Source organism: Pseudomonas putida (assembly GCF_028682175.1).
GTDB classification, from domain to species: domain Bacteria; phylum Pseudomonadota; class Gammaproteobacteria; order Pseudomonadales; family Pseudomonadaceae; genus Aquipseudomonas; species Aquipseudomonas putida_AD.
In genome coordinates, this window is sequence record NZ_JANHKS010000003.1 from 104,939 (window position 1) to 122,078 (window position 17,140).

Annotated in this window: 14 protein-coding genes and 1 pseudogene; 10 read left to right on the forward strand and 5 right to left on the reverse strand. The window is 62.9% G+C overall.

All coding sequences use genetic code 11. The features are described 5' to 3' along the window. Window positions 1–146: 146 nt before the first annotated feature. Window positions 147–1,577 carry a mechanosensitive ion channel family protein gene (locus NPS29_RS03420; protein ID WP_274130717.1) on the reverse strand — a complete coding sequence of 477 codons (1,431 nt, stop codon included), beginning with the start codon at window positions 1,575–1,577 and terminating at the stop codon, window positions 147–149. Between the two features lie 285 nt (window positions 1,578–1,862). On the opposite strand from NPS29_RS03420, the gene NPS29_RS03425 reads away from it, so the two are divergent. Genes NPS29_RS03425 through NPS29_RS03435 form a run of 3 tightly spaced genes read left to right on the forward strand, consistent with a single transcriptional unit; the run spans window position 1,863 to window position 6,080 of the window. Next, window positions 1,863–3,398, forward strand: coding sequence for an ATP-binding protein (locus NPS29_RS03425; protein ID WP_274130718.1), 1,536 nt, complete (start codon window positions 1,863–1,865; stop codon window positions 3,396–3,398). 16 nt (window positions 3,399–3,414) lie between these two features. Then, the gene (locus NPS29_RS03430; RefSeq protein ID WP_274130719.1) at window positions 3,415–4,029 is read left to right on the forward strand and encodes a response regulator transcription factor; all 615 of its coding nucleotides are present in this window, start codon (window positions 3,415–3,417) and stop codon (window positions 4,027–4,029) included. Beyond that, the gene (locus NPS29_RS03435) at window positions 4,026–6,080 is read left to right on the forward strand and encodes an ATP-binding protein (protein ID WP_274130721.1); all 2,055 of its coding nucleotides are present in this window, start codon (window positions 4,026–4,028) and stop codon (window positions 6,078–6,080) included. The genes NPS29_RS03430 and NPS29_RS03435 overlap by 4 nt, the downstream gene beginning before the upstream one ends. Before the next feature lie 179 nt (window positions 6,081–6,259). Here the strand turns inward: NPS29_RS03435 and NPS29_RS03440 are convergent, their stop codons facing one another. After that, a complete protein-coding gene (locus NPS29_RS03440) occupies window positions 6,260–6,901 on the reverse strand; it encodes a phosphohydrolase (protein WP_274130723.1) in 642 nt (213 codons plus the stop codon). A 220-nt stretch (window positions 6,902–7,121) separates the two neighbouring features. On the opposite strand from NPS29_RS03440, the gene NPS29_RS03445 reads away from it, so the two are divergent. Further along, window positions 7,122–7,634 (forward strand): helix-turn-helix domain-containing protein, encoded by a 513-nt coding sequence (locus NPS29_RS03445; protein ID WP_274130725.1) that lies wholly within the window; start codon window positions 7,122–7,124, stop codon window positions 7,632–7,634. Between the two features lie 6 nt (window positions 7,635–7,640). On the opposite strand, the gene NPS29_RS03450 is transcribed toward NPS29_RS03445, so the two are convergent. Further along, on the reverse strand, window positions 7,641–8,960 hold the full coding sequence (locus tag NPS29_RS03450) for an OprD family porin (RefSeq protein ID WP_425312433.1): 1,320 nt from the start codon (window positions 8,958–8,960) through the stop codon (window positions 7,641–7,643). Between the two features lie 277 nt (window positions 8,961–9,237). Here NPS29_RS03450 and NPS29_RS03455 point away from each other — a divergent pair, with 277 nt between their 5' ends. From NPS29_RS03455 to NPS29_RS03470, 4 genes and pseudogenes are all read left to right on the forward strand, one after another. Further along, window positions 9,238–10,158 carry a LysR family transcriptional regulator gene (locus NPS29_RS03455; protein ID WP_274130726.1) on the forward strand — a complete coding sequence of 307 codons (921 nt, stop codon included), beginning with the start codon at window positions 9,238–9,240 and terminating at the stop codon, window positions 10,156–10,158. 1,276 nt (window positions 10,159–11,434) lie between these two features. Further along, a pseudogene (locus tag NPS29_RS28790) lies at window positions 11,435–11,647 on the forward strand (hypothetical protein); the annotation flags it as partial. Window positions 11,648–12,152: 505 nt separating this feature from the next. Further along, window positions 12,153–12,506 (forward strand): hypothetical protein, encoded by a 354-nt coding sequence (locus NPS29_RS03465; RefSeq protein WP_274130727.1) that lies wholly within the window; start codon window positions 12,153–12,155, stop codon window positions 12,504–12,506. Window positions 12,507–12,571: 65 nt separating this feature from the next. Next, a complete protein-coding gene (locus tag NPS29_RS03470; protein ID WP_274130728.1) occupies window positions 12,572–13,120 on the forward strand; it encodes a hypothetical protein in 549 nt (182 codons plus the stop codon). A gap of 37 nt (window positions 13,121–13,157) precedes the next feature. Here the strand turns inward: NPS29_RS03470 and ptrR are convergent, their stop codons facing one another. Beyond that, complete coding sequence (gene ptrR / locus NPS29_RS03475; RefSeq protein ID WP_274130729.1) at window positions 13,158–14,048, reverse strand: putrescine utilization regulator PtrR; 891 nt, start codon at window positions 14,046–14,048, stop codon at window positions 13,158–13,160. 152 nt (window positions 14,049–14,200) lie between these two features. Between ptrR and NPS29_RS03480 the strand changes: the two genes are divergently transcribed. Beyond that, window positions 14,201–15,592 carry an aldehyde dehydrogenase family protein gene (locus NPS29_RS03480; RefSeq protein ID WP_274130730.1) on the forward strand — a complete coding sequence of 464 codons (1,392 nt, stop codon included), beginning with the start codon at window positions 14,201–14,203 and terminating at the stop codon, window positions 15,590–15,592. 83 nt (window positions 15,593–15,675) lie between these two features. Here NPS29_RS03480 and NPS29_RS03485 read toward each other — a convergent pair whose 3' ends face one another. After that, window positions 15,676–15,846 (reverse strand): hypothetical protein, encoded by a 171-nt coding sequence (locus NPS29_RS03485; protein WP_274130731.1) that lies wholly within the window; start codon window positions 15,844–15,846, stop codon window positions 15,676–15,678. A gap of 10 nt (window positions 15,847–15,856) precedes the next feature. Between NPS29_RS03485 and NPS29_RS03490 the strand changes: the two genes are divergently transcribed. Further along, window positions 15,857–17,131, forward strand: a complete 1,275-nt coding sequence (locus NPS29_RS03490) for an MFS transporter (RefSeq protein ID WP_274130732.1) — start codon at window positions 15,857–15,859, stop codon at window positions 17,129–17,131. Window positions 17,132–17,140 lie beyond the last annotated feature (9 nt).

The following is a 17,140-nucleotide window of genomic DNA, read 5'->3' on the forward strand; positions in this document are numbered from 1 at the left end:
TGGCGGCCTCGAGATCGCTCCCGCGGGCAAGCCCGGCTGCTACGGGGATCTGCGGTGTTCTCGGGGGCTGGCCACGTTCCCGTAGCAGCACGGCTTGCCGGCGGGGGCGGCCTTGAGGTCGCCCGCGACAAGAGAAAGGACCGCGATCAGCGCTTCTGCAACCACCCCAGAAAATTGCTCTTCTTGATCGCCACCGGCTTGCGCAGCAACACGTGCTGGCTGCTCTGCTGACGAATCGCCTGAAGCTTGTTCAGCGCGGTGGTGATTTCGGCTCGTTGCTCCATGGCACTGCGGGTTGCGGCCTTGTCGATGCGGTAGATCACGCACGAGGTGATCGCGTTGAACCGCCCCTCCGACGGTGTATCCGCCAGCACGCTCTGTTCACCCATCACCTCGCCAGGCCCCATGCGCCCGGCTTCGACCATGGTGCTGCCGTCCGGCACACTGGCCGACACCACGCCCGTGGCGATCACATACAACCCGTCAGTCACCTCACCCAACTCAATGATGGTCTGCCCGGCAGCGTATTCGCGGGCGACCATGGTTTGCGCCAACTGATTCTTCTCCTCGGCCGTGCTGGTGCGGAACACCTTCACCTCATCGAGCAGTGCGCGCGGCCGAGACACGGCTTCAGCGGTGGTCTCTGATTGCCAGGCGATACCCGCCGCTTCCAGATGCCGGTAGGCCAGGTCGAACAGCAGGTTGCGCACATCGCTCTTGGTCGACAGATCGCTGATAAACCCCGTCACGGCATATTCGATGGTGGTGGGGCTGGTGTCCTTGACCACGGCGCGAGGGCGGGGCGTCTGCAACAGTGCGCTGCAACCCTGCAACGCCCGCTCCAGCGCATCGAGCACCCGGCGCGGGCGGATGTGCGGCGACATCATGATGTTGATCGACACCCCATGAATGTTGACCGGCCGGCTCAGGTTGACGATCTTCGCCTTGGCCGCCACCGAGTTGGGAATCACCACCATGGTCCCGACCCCGGTCAGCAGGTGCGTGGCACGCCAGTCGATGTCCATGACCTTGCCCTCCATGCCGTCGATGGAGATCGAATCATCGACCTGATACGGCTTGGTGGTGTTCAGGATGATCCCGGAAAACACGTCGCTCAGGGTGCTCTGCAAGGCCAGGCCGACAATGATCGCCATCGCCCCCGATGTCGCCAGCAGGCCCTTGACCGGCAACTGCAAGACGTAACCTGCGGCTGCGACGATGGCGATCAGGAAGATCACCGCACCGATCACCTCCTGCAACAGGCGGCCACTGTGGCCGACACGCCCGGTCAGCAACAGCCCCAGCACCACGGTCAGCGAGCGGGCGGCGTAGACCCACCAGACGATCGCCAGCGCCGTGGCGCCGAATTGCAGCGCGCTGTCGTCAGGCCAGTTGGGCGCCTCCAGCGGGCTGACCCCGGCATTGATGATGACCAGGCTGTAGGCGACGAACAGGCCCAGGCGGGCGCCCACCTGGGCAATCCGGCCGCGCTCGGCGAGCAGGTGCCAGGCCACCACGTCAGCGAGCAACAGAAGCAGACTCCAGGCCAGTGAGTAATGGGGAACGACTGTCGACATTGGGTGATATCCGCTAGAGGTATTCTGGCCGCTGTGGCACGCGGGGATGGTAGGGACAGCGGGGGCGGGCTGTCTATAACCGATGGTGCATGGCCCAGGCTCGCGGCTCCATTACCTGCCGGTAACTACCCCTACAGGTAATATCCATGTTCATGTTTTGCTGGTTAGATAGGCACTGAATGAGAATGGATCAGCTGCGTTGCAACCGGCTCGCGGGCGTCTGCCCGTGGCTGTGTTCAGCGGTTCAGGGGCGTGCTTATCCACTTAAAGGACTGTGTGAACAACATGATCAGTGTCGGTCAGGCTACCGTCTCCCTGGAGTCGCGAGACGTTTTCAAAGACGGCGTTGCCCTGCGCATTGGCACTCGCGCGTTCGATATCCTTGAGCTGCTGGTACGCCATCAGGGGCATCTGGTGACCAAGGAGCAGATCCTGGAGCAGGTCTGGCCGGACACGGTGGTCGAGGAAAACAATCTGCAGGTGCACATCTCGGCCTTGCGCAAGGCGCTGGGCAGTGATCGCGACCTGATCCGCACGGTGCCGGGGCGCGGCTATCTGTTGCTGGCGGGCGAGTGCAGCGGTGGCGACGGGACGCCGCCGTCCCCGGCCAACCCCGTGCAACCGCCTTCTTTCAGCAACATCCGGCTGCCGGCCGCCGTCGAACTGGTGGGGCGCCAGGCGCTGCTCGCTGAGATCGACACCGCGCTGAGCGATTCTGCAGCGTTGGTCACACTGATCGGCCCCGGCGGTGTGGGCAAGACCAGCCTTGCCGTGGCCTTGGGCAGGCAACGGCTGGAGACGGGCTCCATGCCTGTCTGCTTCGTGCCCTTGGCGCAGTTGCAATGCCGCGAATCCGTGGCCCGGGCGCTGGGCACTGCGCTGGTGGTCGAGCGCCTGCAACCCGAACTGCTGCAGCAGGCGCTCATCGAACATCTGGAACGCAACCCTGGGCTGATCATCTTCGATAACTGCGAGCACCTCATCGATCAGGTGGCCGAGCTTGCGCAAACCCTGCTGCTGGCCGTGCCGTCGGTGCGCATCCTGGCCACCAGCCGCGAGCCGTTGCGCATCGCCGGCGAGCGCAGCCTGCGGGTGCCACCGCTGACATCCCCCGGACCTGAAGCCGGCCGCGAGGCGATTCTGGGCAGCGGTTCGGCGCAACTGTTCATGCGTCACTGGCGCTCGCTGGATTGCCAGATCGCCGCCACCCCTGACGCGGAGCTGGACGATTACAGCGTCGAGCTGGTGGGCGAAGTCTGCCGTCGTCTGGACGGTATTCCGCTGGCGCTGGAAATGGCGGCCGCACGGGCGTGCGCCCTGGGCCTGTTCCAGTTGATTCAAAGCCTGGACGACAGCGTCCATTTGCTGTCAGCCAGCCTGCGCACCGCGCCGCCGCGTCAGCAAACCCTGCAATCATCATTGGCCTGGAGCTATCGTCTGCTCAATCAGGAGGAACGCACGGTGCTGCGGCTGCTGGCGGATCTGGACGGGCGTTTCACCCTCGATCAGGCCTGCACGGCGCTCGAGTGCGCAACCCTGGGCCGTGCCTGCATCATGGATTGCATGGTGCGCCTGGCGACCAAATCGATGCTGATGGTCACGGCGCAAGGGCCGTTCCGCTTCTACCGGATGCTCAGCGCAACCCGCGCCTGCCTGCGCACCGGCCATTTGCACGAGCTGGAAGGCCAGACGCTGCGGCCCGACCCATACACCTTTGATCCGCCCGCGACCCTGGCAAGCCTGCAGTCGGTTCGCGCTGTGCCAAGCGGCCCCGACGGGTATCATGCCCGGCATCAGAAAGCATTGGCGGCTGCCCGCTGAACCGACGGAAGCATTTATGAGAGCGACACCCAGGGTGTATGTGGTCGACGACGACGCGGCCATCCGCACTGCGCTGATGCGCCTGCTGAGCTCCGAAGACATCGCCTGCAGCGCCTTCGACAGCGCCGAGGCATTTCTTGCGCAGCCGGTGGAGGACGCACCCACCTGCCTGTTGCTGGACGTCAACCTGGCCCAGGGCACGGGGTTCGACCTGCAGGATGAACTGCTCGCCCGGGGCCTGCATTTTCCGATCATTTTCATGACCGGCTACGGCACCATCGCCATGTCGGTAAAGGCCATCAAGGCCGGTGCCCACGAATTCCTCACCAAGCCCTTCGAGCCCGAACAACTGCTGGACCTGGTGCGCGAGGCGCTGGCCGATGACGCCGCCAATCTGTTCGAGCGATGCCTGACCAGCACCGTACGCGAGCGCTTCAATACCCTCACTCCGCGGGAAAAAGAGGTCATGGCACTGCTGGTCACTGGCCGGATGAACAAGCAGATCGCCGTGGAACTGGGCACCAGCGAAGTCACGGCCAAGGTCCACAAGAAGCACGTCATGACCAAGATGTGCGCGCGCAATGTCATCGAGTTGCTGAAGATGCACGAGCGTCTGGAAGTCCTCGCGTGACCAACCGTTCCCGCGGGGCGGCCCAGCCGCTGACGCTGTTGTCGGGCGTCGAAAGCCCGTTGCTGGTGCTCAGCGATCCTTCCGCTCAGCCCTTGTATGTGCGGGCCGACGAACCGTTCTCCGTGGAGCGCTTTCTGGATATCGCCATCGGTGCAGCAGCGGCGTTGTCCCAGGCTCATGTCAGCGGCCTGCTGCATAGGGATATCAAGCCTGGCAATCTGCTCGAAGGCGCCGATGGAGTGGTGCGCCTGACCGGCTTCGGGTTGAGTGTGCAGGCCCATCCGTCCGGGCACATGCCGGTGTCCGATTCGATCTGCGGCACCCTGGCGTACATGTCGCCGGAGCAGTCGCGCAAGGTCGAGCGGCGTGCCGACCAGCGCAGCGATCTCTACTCGCTGGGCATGACATTCTACGAGTGGCTGACCGGGCGCCTGCCGTTCGAGGCCCGCGATGCCGTGGAGTGGGTGTACTGCCACATCGCACGCCAGCCGACGGCCTTGAACCTTTATCGGGGGGACATCCCGCCAGTGCTCTCGCAACTGGTGTTCAAGCTGATTGCCAAGAACCCCGATGAGCGCTACCAGAGCGCCGCCAGCCTGCTGGCCGACCTGCGCACCTGCCGCTGCCAGTGGCGGCAGTTCCAGGACATTCCCGAACTGACCCTGGGCGAGTCGGCGGGGGATCCGGTTGCGCACCGACCCGCGCTGTGCGCACGGCTGTCCGATGAGGAAGTGGCGGTTGTCTCGCGCAGCTCCATCAGCATTCCCGGCGGGCAGGACACCCTGGATTTGTCTTCGGTGATGAAGGCCGCCCAGGCCCTGAGCGAGGAAACCGATCAGGACCGGCTGATCGAAATGCTCATGAGCACCACCATGATCCACGCCGGGGCGCAGCGAGCGCTGCTGATGCTGGTCAAGAACGATGCGCCGCAGATCTGCGCACTGGGCCAGGGCGATGACACCGGGCTGCAGATCGAGCTCACGCAGATGGTCCCCACCAAGCTGCACTTGCCGCTGTCGATCCTGTATCGGGTGATGCGCACCCATCAGCGTCTGTTGATCGATGATGTGCGGGCGGATGCCTATTTCGGCGCCGATGAGTACCTCAAGGACCAGGAGGTGCGTTCGGCGGTCTGCCTGCCGTTGCTCAAGCAGCGCCGGCAGATCGGCGTGCTGTATCTGGAAAACAACCTGACGCCTGGGGTGTTCACGGCCAGCCGGGCAGGGGTGCTGGAGCTGTTGGCAGGGCAGGCGGCGACTTCGCTGGAAACCGCACGCCTGCATGACCAGTTGCTGCGGGAAAACGCCCGCCGTCAGGACATTGAAACCGCGCTGCGCACTGCCCGGGCAAGGCTTGCCCAGGTGTCCCAGGCGACGATGATGGGCGAACTGGCGGCCTCCATCGCTCACGAGATCAACCAGCCGCTGGCATCCATGGTGTCCAACGCCGCGGCCAGCCTGCGCTGGCTCAATCGCGAGACGCCGCGGATCGGCGAGGCGCTATCGGGCTTGCATGACATTGTCCAGGACGGCAAGCGCGCCGGAGACATCGTCAGGGCCTTGCAGTCACTGGCGCGCCAGGATGCGCAGCACCGTCGCGCGCTGCAGATCAACGACGTGATCCGCCATGTGGTTGCGCTGACCCAGGCGGAAGGCGAGCAGCAACGGGTGCTGATGACCACCGACCTGACCCGCTCGCCGCTGCAGGTGATGGGCTCCAGCGTGCAGTTGCAGCAGGTGGTGTTGAACCTGATCGTCAATGCGCTTGAGGCGATGAGTCCTGGCGATCATGTATTGCGCCGGTTGTCGATTGCCAGCCATGCTGTGGCGGAGGAGTACCTGGTGGTCAGCGTGGAAGACACCGGCCCCGGCGTCGAGGCCGAGCACCTGGGCAAGGTGTTCAACGCATTCTTCACCACCAAGGACAAAGGCATGGGCATGGGCCTTGCGATCTGCCGCACCATCATCCACGCCCACGGCGGGCAGTTGTACGTGATGCCCGCGCGTTTTGGCGGGACGACCTTCGTGTTTACCTTGCCAGCGGCGACGTAGCAGTCCGGCTTGCCGGCGTCGGCGATTTCAAGTCCGCCATCGCGGGCAAGCGCGCTCCTACAGATTGAGGTGTCCGGCCGATCTCGTTCATCCAACCCAATCCCGTAGCAGCCGGGCTTGCCCGCGGGAGCGATCTTGAGGACGCTACGCCGGCAAGTCGGACTGCTACGGGCTCGGAATCACGGCCAGCGCGCATCCAGTAGCTGTTTGCAGAATCCGTCCACTTTCATCTGCCGGTCATGAAACGCCAGCACATCGGCATTCACCGTCCCCGAGGTGCTTTGCGGGCGATGCATCTGGCCCAGCGCCAGGGTGTGTAGCAACTTGACCTTGAAGCCAGGCTCATGGGGCAGGGCACTGAGGATTCGCGCCAGCGTATCGGGGCACAGCGTCTGGCAATGACGGCCCAGCAGATCGGCCTCCACCGCAGTAGCCAGCAGCGCGGTCAGTGCCGGTTTGTGCCGGGCGATTCCGGGCGTAGTGTGCAGGGCGATCGCATCCCAGACCCCGTCGATGTCCTCGCGGGAGCGCCCGAACCCGCGCAGGAATTCCGCCGCCGCATCCGCGCTGTCCACCTCGAAGCGCCGTTGCGAGTGTCGGTAGAGCGCCGTCACGCCAATGCGCAGAAAAAGCGCGCCGACGTACAGCAATTCCGGGCTGTAACGCAATTCTCGTCCCTGACCCAGCAGGCTCGCGAACACAAAGGTACGCAGGGCCGAATCGAACAGCAGCCCGGACTGGGTGTCGCGCATCAGCTCGGTCGCCGCGCGTGCCATCGCGCTGTTGGGGATCGAGACGCCAGCTATGTATCGGGTGGTCACTTGCATCCCTCGCAGCGAACCTGCCTCGGAAAATTGACCATAGCGCTCACCGCCATGATCGTCTTTGTGCTGCACCTGAAAAGTTCTGAAAGCGTCTGCAATGGGCCCTTGAGACGGGTGGCGTTATTAACCATTCAGAACATTTAATGCCTCAGGAAGGACTTTAAGGTGGTGCCCGCCCAGACTCCATGAACCGCCCTGGTAAGCTGGAGAGCCCGAAATGAACGCCATGAACCCTTCACAGTTTCGCTCGCTGCTGGCCTCCATGCGTTCACTGCTGGGCAGTGAGCAGGAGTTGCTGGACCAGGTCGTTCACGAGCTGTCGGTGTATCTGAATCCGGTCGACGAACAGCCCGAACCTGACGCCTCGGCCGACCGCGTGGCGCTGTCGCCCTGGCAGGAACGCCGCGCCAAGGAGTTGATGGCCAGCCAGATGGACAAGGGCCTGTCGATTGCCCAGGTTGCCAATGAGTGCTCCCTGTCGCGTAGCCATTTTTCCCGCGCCTTCAAGAAAAACACCGGCCTGTCCCCCCGTGACTGGTACCTGCAACTGCGCCTGGACAAGGCCAAGGGCCTGCTCGGCGATTCGGCGCTGACCATCTCGCAGATCAGCCTGGATTGCGGCTTTGCCGATCAATCCCATTTCACCCGGGTGTTCACCCGTGAAGTGGGTATCACCCCGTTCAACTGGCGCCGCTCCATGGCCGGGGCGCCAGCTTGCTGCGCGCAGTGATCGGGCTTACTTGAGCAGGTCCAGCGGGTACTCCACCACGATATACAACCGGTCGATATCGTCGCCGCCCTGAGCTGCGTTACCCCGGTGAGCGACGTGGGAAAGGTTCAGCGACAGGTCCTTGGCCGGACCCGACTGCACCACATATTTCACATCGATATCCCGCTCCCAGTGTCGCCCACCCTGGCCCTGGATCGGCTGATACCGCCCCGTGACCTCATCGAACGGTTGATAGACCGCACCCTGTGGCGCGTGGGTGCCGTCGATCTGGCTGCCGCGCACGTAGCGGGTCATGAACTTGAGCCCCGGCACGCCGAATGCACTGGCGTCCAGGTCATAACGCAGCTGCCAGGACTGTTCGTGGGCGCCGTTGAAGTCGGCGTACTTGATCGAGTTGGCGAGGTAGATCGAGTCGCCACCGACGAAATCGAACGGCGTGTCGCCATCTATCTTCTGCCAGCCCAGGGTGAACGCCTGGACGCCCACGCTGTACCGCGCCGAGAGGCTGTAGGCGGTGTTGTCGATTGCGCCAGCGCGGGCGCTGCCCTGATCCAGGGTGCGGTACAGATTGCTGTCCAGCAGCAGGGCACTGTTGTCCGAAAGCACGTTCAGGTAATGCAGGTTGCCGTAGTACTGGCGCCAGGTGTCGGTCAGTTGCGAGGCGTAGACCGATCCGCCGACCGGCCCCTTGGTGGTGGTCTCGATCCCCGCCAGGCTGATGGAGCGACCCCGTGTGCTGGCGCCGTATCCGTCGAAGTCGCCTCTGGACGTCGAGGCATTCTGATTCTTGAACGCGTTGAAGTGTCCGGCCACCAGCTTCAGACCGTCGATGTCTCGGCTGTCGAGCAGCAGGCCCGTCGCATACTCGGGTTGCAGGCGTTTGTCGCCAGTGTCGAAAACTGGCGTCTCGACTTCCATTTCGCCCACTTTCAGGGTGGTCTTCGACAGCCGCAGTTTCAGCGCGGCGCCGGCATCGGAATAGTCGCTCTCGGCACGGCCGTCGCTGTCCAGCGGCAGCAGCCCGGCGCCTGCATGGCCGCGACCGCCGTCGAGTTTCAGGCCGTAGAAACCATGGGCATCGACACCCACACCCAGGGTGCCTTGGGTGAAGCCCGAGTGCAGGTTGGCGATAAAGCCCTGGGCCCATTCCTGGCGATAACTCTGGTCCCGTTGCCCGGTTCGGTAGTCGTTTTGCAGGAAGAAATTACGCGACAGGACGTCAAGCGAGGTGTCGGCCAGAAAGCCATGTTCATCGTCGGTGGCGGCCATAAGGTCAGGGGAGATGGCGACCAGCGCCAGGGTCAGAACGGATAAGCGGCTTGCCATGGATCGGCCTTATTCAGAGAGCGAAAGCAGGGTGCCACTCTGTCAGGCATCGGCGATGCTTGAATTGATGCGCTGTGCTGATTTTAGTCAGTCAGTGCTGTGCAGCGATCCGGGGGCGTTTTCAAAGCGCACATTCGTTCAATTCCTCACGCGGCTAGGCGTGTATACCTGCGCAGGCTGGTTCGCGAAAATCCCGGTTCAACGACGCCGTTGCAAAGGATATGCTCATGCCCGCTCGCCGCTTCGGCATCCTCCACGCTGACCACGGAATGACTCAATGAATCGCAACGACCTGCGCCGCGTCGACATGAACCTGCTGGTGATCTTCGAAGCCCTGATGTTCGAACGCAACCTGACGCGGGTGGCCGAGAAACTGTTCATGGGCCAGCCGGCGATCAGCGCGGCCCTGGCGCGGCTGCGCGACCTGTTCGACGACCCGTTGCTGCTGCGCAACGGCCGGGCCATGGAGCCCACCGCGCGGGCGCTGGACATTCTCAAGGAACTCAAGCCTGCGCTGGATACCATTTCCGGTGCGGTGAGCCGGGCCAAGGAGTTCGATCCCTCCACCAGTTGCGACATCTTCCGCATCGGGCTCTCGGACGACGCCGAGTTCGGTCTGTTTCCGCCGCTGCTGACCCGGCTGCGGGAAGAGGCGCCGGGGATCATCGTGGTGGTGCGTCGGGCCAACTTCCTGTTGATGCCGGCACTGCTGGCCTCGGGAGAGATTTCGGTCGGCATCAGCTACACCACCGAATTGCCGGCCAACGCCAAGCGCAAGAAACTGCGGGATATCGGCGTCAAGGTGCTGCGCGGCGACAAGCGTCCGGGCACGCTGACGCTGGATGATTACTGCGCAAGGCCGCACACCATGGTGTCGTTCTCGGGGGACCTCTCGGGCAACATCGACCTGGACCTGGCCAAGGTCGGGCGGGCGCGCAAGGTCGTGGTGGCGGTGCCGCAGTTCAGTGGCTTGCGGGCGTTGCTGGCGGGCACGGAGCTGATTGCCACGGTCCCGGATTATGCCGCCTGTGCCTTGGTGGAAGGCTGTGCGCTACGCGCTGAAGATCCGCCGTTCGCCATCGAGCCTGCTGAGCTGTCGATGGTCTGGAGCGGCGTCCACGACAACGATCCGGCCGAACGCTGGTTGCGTTCGCGAATCACCGAATTCATGTCCCAGGAAACCCGGCCAATGCCGTGAGCCTCCCGGCATCCGCTGGGGCTTAGATATGTTCGGAAACAGTCGCTGCGTTGACCAGGTCGTACAGGGCAAATGCACGGTTGACCAGGAACACGGTCACGACGGAGAGGACGGCAGCGTTAATCAGGTGGATAGTCATGGCGATGGTCCTTTGAGCTGGAATGGGGGATGAGCAAGTGATGGCGTGATGTTACGCGAGCCCCTGGAAAGCTGAAGACAATCGTCTTTATGGTCGTCATTAACGGTAATGATGGGGGGCTGCAGCGGCTCTGGAACGCACCTCCCGTAGCAGCGCAGCTTGTCGGCGGGAGCGTATGTCGTTGAGAAACCAGTCGCCTGACACACCGCTCCCGCCGGCAAGCCGTGCTGCTACGGTCCGTGTGACATCAACTATTGTTACCGAAACTAAACCAATCGCCCGAACATCAATTAGCGCCAACTTGCACAATCGTGCTTTTCCATGGCGCTCGGCGAACTAATGGCGAACTAGCGGCTCGAAAATCTTGTGGTGAAAACCCTCCACCACCCGGCGGATTGTCCCGCAATCACGGGCACGAACCGCTCTTTGGGACTACGCTGAACCCGTGCATCCAAACAGCGTTATCACCGCGTGCCATTTAGCGTGGTGTGTTAGCGGGTTGGCCGAGTGCGCGACTCAGGGAAGTTATCGTCGTTCGTTGTCAAATAACGGTCTTTCATTGGTTCAGGAAAGCAACCCCGGGCATTTCGCTCGCATCAACCGACATGACATCTGGAGCAATCGGTTATGAAGAGACAATTGATTATGGGCCTGACGGTTTCCGTGCTGGCTCTGGGTGTGTCCGCTGCATGCGCGGCCGACGAAGTGAAGGACAGCAAGACTGTCGCCGAGTACGGTTCGGAGAAAGTCGGACCGAACCGGACGGCATCCGACGGTGCGGACCATGTCGGCGCCAACGCAACGGCCTCCGATGGCGCGGATAATGTTGGTGCCAACCGCATGGCCTCGGACGGCGCGGATAATGTTGGTGCCAACCGCATGGCCTCGGACGGCGCGGATAATGTTGGTGCCAATCGCATGGCTGCTGACGGCGCGGATAAAGTCGGTGCCAATCGCGTTGCTTCTGATGGCGCAGACAAGGTCGGCGCCAATCGTGTAGCGGCTGATGGCGCGGATAAGGTCGGTGCCAATCGTGTGGCTGCCGATGGCGCAGACAAGGTCGGCGCCAATCGTGTAGCGGCTGATGGCGCAGATAAGGTCGGCGCCAATCGTGTAGCGGCTGATGGCGCAGATAAGGTCGGCGCCAATCGTGTAGCGGCCGATGGCGCAGACAAGGTCGGTGCCAATCGCGTTGCAGCCGATGGCGCAGACAAGGTCGGTGCCAACCGCGTGGCAGCCGATGGCGCAGACAAGGTCGGTGCCAATCGCGTTGCAGCCGATGGCGCAGACAAGGTCGGTGCCAACCGCGTGGCAGCCGATGGCGCAGACAAGGTCGGTGCCAATCGCGTAGCAGCTGATGGCGCAGACAGAGTCGGTGCCAATCGCGTAGCGGCCGACGGTGCCGATCACGTAGGTGCCAATTCGGTCGCTGCCAATGGCCAACCCGAGCGCGGCCTGGCCTCCGATGGCTCCGACAAGACAGGCGCCAATCGCACCGCCAACCAACTGGACCACATGAACTTCCGTGAAGTGGCCGGTGAGATGGATTACGACAGACTCACCAAGTAATCACCTCAAGCAAACCAGCGGTCATCCCGGATTCTGTCGGGGTGACCGTTTTTTTTGCACGGTAGAAGGGCTGGCGGATGATTGACGTCAAAGTGATGGCTGTTTACTATCGCCGCCATTGAATGATGTCACTGCGCCACTGCAAGGATGCTTCGTGAATCCCTCCAGCTCAACATCTGCTTCGACCTTGTCCGCCGGTATGAGCGGGCATCCAGCCAAGGCTTTCCGGTTGAAACAGATTCTGCTCATTACGTTTCTGGTACTCATGACAGTGCCAGCAGGAAAGGTGCTTTTTTCCTGGCGCCTGGACCCGAGCACCCAGGAAAAACTCGAACGGGCGGTTCAGGTTCTGAACAAGAACGCGCCCATGATGCTCGATGAAGTCACCCGCCTGGACGGCGCTGACCTCGTCGAAGGGCAGCAGATCGAGATGCGCTTTGCCCTGCCGGACGACGTGGTTCCAACGGACTATCGCGGGCAGTTCGAGCAGGTGATGCGCAAGTCGGTGTTGGGCAATGCCTGCAGCACGGCGTTGTATCTCGATTTGCTCAAAGGCGGCGCCCGGATCGGTTACTCCTACCGGGATTCGACCGGCGAGGTGGTTTCTCACTTCCAGGTCACCCGCGCCGATTGCCTGTAGCGCTCAGGCAACACCGTATCGAAGTGGTCGGCAGGTCGTCTGCCGTGCTTTCAAATGAGGAAGTCATGTACAAAGCGATAGGAAGTCTGACGCTGCTCGGGGCTGTTTTGCTGGCCGGGTGCACAACGCCGCTGGACAAGGCAACCGTATATTACGATCGCGCAGGCTATGCGGCTCAGGTGGCCAGCCAGAATCCTGAAATTGTCAAACCGGTCCTCCAGCATGGTCGCTGCAACGTGGTGGTCGCAACACCGGGCTCGAATGTCGGCGGGATGAGTTTCTGCACCTATGCGCTTACCGACGATGGCTTGTCGGTGTTGGGCTGGGATGCCAAGACCCTGCATTACACCGAGATCGTCCAGCTCAAATGGACGGACCTGAAGGCCGTCAGCCTGGAAAACTTCGGCCTGACCCGGCAGGTGCAGTTCGTCGAGGCGCAGCGCCAGACCGGGCTCAGCGCGATCATCGACGATGGTGGCTATGTCGACCGCGATTCGACCCAGAAGCTGTTCGATTACGCCAAGGGCAAGGGCATCCACATCGTCGAGGCCGATGGCCTGATGAAGGGGCCTCAGGCCCCGACGACCTTCGTCCCCATCATCATTCCACGCTAGGTCCAGGCCTGGGCCTGTCGGCGGGCAGCGATGGCCTTCACACAGCCTCGTCAGCGGACCGGGGCTGTCCCACCGTTTTCTGTACCAGCTCGATGAACGCGTTGAGCGCCGGGGTGCGCACGCCCCGGCGCCAGGTCAGCCAGATATTGAGGTAGCGAAACGCCTCGCTGAGCGGATAGGCGTTGACGTTGCGGCAACCGGGCATGCTTTCGAGCATGCTGCGCGGCACCATCGCCACCCCGGCACCTGCGGTGACGCAAGCGAGCATGCCGTGGTAGGACTCCATCTCGAAGATCTTGCCGGGGGTCGCCATGTCGGCCTTGAACCACTCCTCGAAGTGCCGCCGGTAGGAGCAGTTCTGGCGGAAGGCGTAGACCGTCTTGCTGCTGACGTCCCGGGCGCGGCTCACCGGCTCGTGGGTAGCCGCAGTAATCAGCAGCATTTCTTCCTCGAACAGCTTGATGCCTTCCAGTTCCGGGTGGCGCAGCGGGCCGTCGACGAACGCCGCGCTCAACCTACCCGACAGCACGCCATCGATCATGTCGCCCGAAGGGCCCGTGGACAAATCCAGCTCGACCTTGGGGTAATGCTGGTGGAAGTCGGCGAGCAGGGAAGGGATGCGCACCGCCGCCGTGCTTTCCATCGACCCCAGGGAGAATACGCCCTGGGGCTCAGTGCCGGAAGTGGCCTGGCGGGCTTCTTCCACCAGCTCCAGGATGCGCTTGGTGTAGTCCAGAAAGGTCCATCCGGTGGCCGAGAGGCGCAGACGCAGTTTCTCGCGGATGAACAGATCCACCCCCAGTTCCTGTTCCAGTTGCTTGATGCGCGTGGTCAGGTTGGAGGGTACGCGGTGCAGGCGCTGGGCGGCGGCGGTGATGCTGCCTTCTTCGGCGATGGCCTTGAACAGTTCGAGTTGGGTCAGGTCCATGGGCGTCTCGTGTTCTTTCTCGATTAGAGAATGTATTTTTGATAATTATTCATTATCACAAATTTCAGCGAGAGATTATCGTGGCCCCAAGACTTCAGCAACGGGCGTCTGCCCGGCGGCGAAGGTCAACCGTCATCAGGAGGCTTTTGATTATGTCGAAACACGCATCCCCCACCCACGCCATCTCCTTGAACCCTGCCACCGGCGAGGTGTTTGCCGAGTATCCGTTCGAAAGCGCAGCCGATCTTGAGCAAACCCTCAGCCGCTCCGCCGCCGCCTTCAAGGCCTGGCGCAAGGAGCCTGTGAGCGTGCGCGCCGAGCAACTGCGCAAGGTCGCCAAGGCGCTGCGCCAGAATGCCGAAGCGCTGGCGCAGATGATGACCGCTGAAATGGGCAAGCCGATTGTCCAGGCCCGTGGCGAAGTCGAAAAAACCGCAGCCACCTGCGACTGGTACGCCGAACACGGCCCGGCCATGCTGGCGCCGGAAAAGACTCCGGTGGAAAACGACAAGGCCTACATCGATTACCTGCCGCTGGGTCCGATCCTGACCGTCATGCCGTGGAACTTCCCGATCTGGCAGGTGATGCGCGGCGCGATTCCGATGATCCTGGCGGGCAACACCTACGTGCTCAAGCACGCGCCGAACGTCATGGGCAGTGCTTATCTGCTGCGTGATGCCTGGGCTGAGGCCGGCTTGCCGGAGGGCGTGTTCGAGGTCATCAACGTCACCAATGAAGGCGTTTCCAGTGCCATCGCCGATCCGCGCATCGCAGCGGTCGCGGTCACCGGCAGCGTGCGTGCAGGCTCGGCGATTGCTGCGCAGGCCGGTGCGGCGCTGAAGAAATGCGTGCTGGAACTGGGCGGCTCCGATCCGTTCATCGTACTGGCCGATGCTGACCTCGACGAGGCCGTGAAGGCTGCTGCGGTCGGCCGTTACCAGAACAGCGGGCAGATCTGCGTGGCCGCCAAGCGGATCATCGTCGAAGAAAGCGTGCTCCCGGCCTTCACCGAGAAGTTCGTGGCGGCGGTCAAGGCGCTGAAAATGGGCGATCCGACTGTGGACGAGAATTACATCGGCCCGATGGCCCGTTATGACCTGCGGGACGAGCTGCACGACCAGGTGCAGAAGACCCTCGGCGAAGGCGCCACCCTGCTGTTGGGCGGCGACAAGCTGGCGGGCGAGGGTAACTACTATCCGCCGACCATCCTGGCCAACGTCCGCCCGGGCATGACCTCCTTCAAGGAAGAGCTGTTTGGCCCGGTGGCGTCCCTGATCGTTGCCCGTGATGCCGACCACGCGGTGGAACTGGCCAACGACAGCGAGTTCGGCCTGGCTGGCAGCGTCTGGACTGCCGATGTGGAGCTGGCGCGTGACATCGCTGCGCGTCTGGAGACCGGCGGCGTGTTCATCAATGGCTACACCGCCTCCGATGCCCGCGTGCCGATTGGCGGCGTGAAGAAGAGCGGTTTCGGTCGCGAGCTGTCGCACTTCGGCATCCGCGAGTTCTGCAACGCGCAAACCGTGTGGCTGGATCGCCGCTAATCCTGTCTGATTCAGGCTCGTAGCAGCACGGCTTGCCGGCGGGGCGATCTAAAAATCACCGCCGCCGGCAGGCCTTGGCCACATCAATACCCCTTGCCCACGCCGACTATCGGCTTGCCGACCGATGTGTCGAAATTCTTCCTGCCGGCGTCTTCAACAGCGCCATCTTGCCCGCTAAGATGCGCGCCCTGCGTTGCCCGCTGCACAATTCCAATAAAGCCCCCGCCAGCAACGATACCTTTCTGTTTGTCCACTGAGGTCGTTATGTCTGTGCAATTGCTGTCCATGGCGCTGGCTCCGCTATTGGGTCTGTTTATCATGAGCATCAGCAGCGCGCTGATGTCGTCGCTGACGACATTGCGCCTGGATGCCATGGGTTTCTCCGCGACGATGGTAGGGGTGGTGTCGTCGGCTTATTTCATCGGCCTGACCCTGGGCTCGATCTTCAACGAGCGTCTGATTTCCCGCATTGGCCATATTCGTGCCTACAGCTGCTTCGCCGCGCTGATCGCGGTGACCATTTCGCTGCAAGGCCTGTGCAGCGATCCGTGGATCTGGTCGGCCCTGCGCCTGATCAACGGCTGGGCCATCGTCGGTGTGTACCTGGTGGTGGAAAGCTGGCTGCTGCTGGTGGCTGAACCGAAAATTCGCGGGCGCCTGCTGGCGCTGTACATGATCGCCCTCTACAGCGCGGGCCTGCTGGGGCAATTGAGCCTGGGCACGGTGATGGGGGCGGGGCAGGATGTGCCGTTTACCATTGCGGCCATGCTGGCTTCGCTGTCGCTGGTGCCGATCGTGATGATTCCCAAGGTCACGCCGCTGGTGGAGCGCGCCGAGCCGTTGCATCCGGGCAAATTGCTGCGCATCACGCCGACCGGGGTCATGGGCTGCTTTGGTTCGGGCGTGGCCATTGCGGCGGTTTACACCTTGCTGCCGCTGTACCTGCAGAAGGTGGGGCTGAACGTGACGGAAGTCGGGCACATGATGGCTGCAGTGATTTTCGGCGCCATGGTGCTGCAATATCCGGTCGGGCGCTGGTCGGACCGCAAGGACCGCCAGACCGTGCTCATCATCCTGGGCGCAGCGTGCGCGGTGCTGTCGGTTGCCGCTGTGCTGTTGCCGCCTTCGGGCTGGCCGATGGTGCTGGTGATGTTCCTGCTCGGTGGCGGGGTGTTCGCGGTGTATCCAGTGGCGGTCAGTCATGCTGCCGACAGCGCGCCGGATGGCGCCCTGGTGCGGATGATCCAGGGCCTGCTGCTGATCAACTCGCTGGGTTCGGCGGTAAGCCCGATGGCGATTTCCCCGGTCATGACCTGGGCAGGGCCGTCAGGGCTGTTCTGGGCGTTTGCGGTCATCAACCTGGGGATGGTGGCGTTCTTCGTCTGGCGTCGTCGCGCGCACCCGGTGCCGGTGGCGTCCGCGCCGTTTGCCGCCGCCGCGCAGTATTCCGCGACCGGCGTCGAGTTGCGCATGACCGAGGACCTGGCCCATGCGGTGCAGGCCCATGAGGCCGATGAAGAGATGGCGAAGGCGGGGTAAGGCGGCAGC

Bases quoted from the DNA above. Each gene is read 5' to 3' on its own strand.
- NPS29_RS03420 (WP_274130717.1), bottom strand. From the start codon at position 1,577: ATGTCGACAGTCGTTCCCCATTACTCACTGGCCTGGAGTCTGCTTCTG.
- NPS29_RS03425 (WP_274130718.1), top strand. From the start codon at position 1,863: ATGATCAGTGTCGGTCAGGCTACCGTCTCCCTGGAGTCGCGAGACGTT.
- NPS29_RS03430 (WP_274130719.1), top strand. From the start codon at position 3,415: ATGAGAGCGACACCCAGGGTGTATGTGGTCGACGACGACGCGGCCATC.
- NPS29_RS03445 (WP_274130725.1), top strand. From the start codon at position 7,122: ATGAACGCCATGAACCCTTCACAGTTTCGCTCGCTGCTGGCCTCCATG.
- NPS29_RS03450 (WP_425312433.1), bottom strand. From the start codon at position 8,960: ATGGCAAGCCGCTTATCCGTTCTGACCCTGGCGCTGGTCGCCATCTCC.
- NPS29_RS03455 (WP_274130726.1), top strand. From the start codon at position 9,238: ATGAATCGCAACGACCTGCGCCGCGTCGACATGAACCTGCTGGTGATC.
- NPS29_RS03470 (WP_274130728.1), top strand. From the start codon at position 12,572: ATGTACAAAGCGATAGGAAGTCTGACGCTGCTCGGGGCTGTTTTGCTG.
- ptrR (WP_274130729.1), bottom strand. From the start codon at position 14,048: ATGGACCTGACCCAACTCGAACTGTTCAAGGCCATCGCCGAAGAAGGC.
- NPS29_RS03480 (WP_274130730.1), top strand. From the start codon at position 14,201: ATGTCGAAACACGCATCCCCCACCCACGCCATCTCCTTGAACCCTGCC.
- NPS29_RS03490 (WP_274130732.1), top strand. From the start codon at position 15,857: ATGTCTGTGCAATTGCTGTCCATGGCGCTGGCTCCGCTATTGGGTCTG.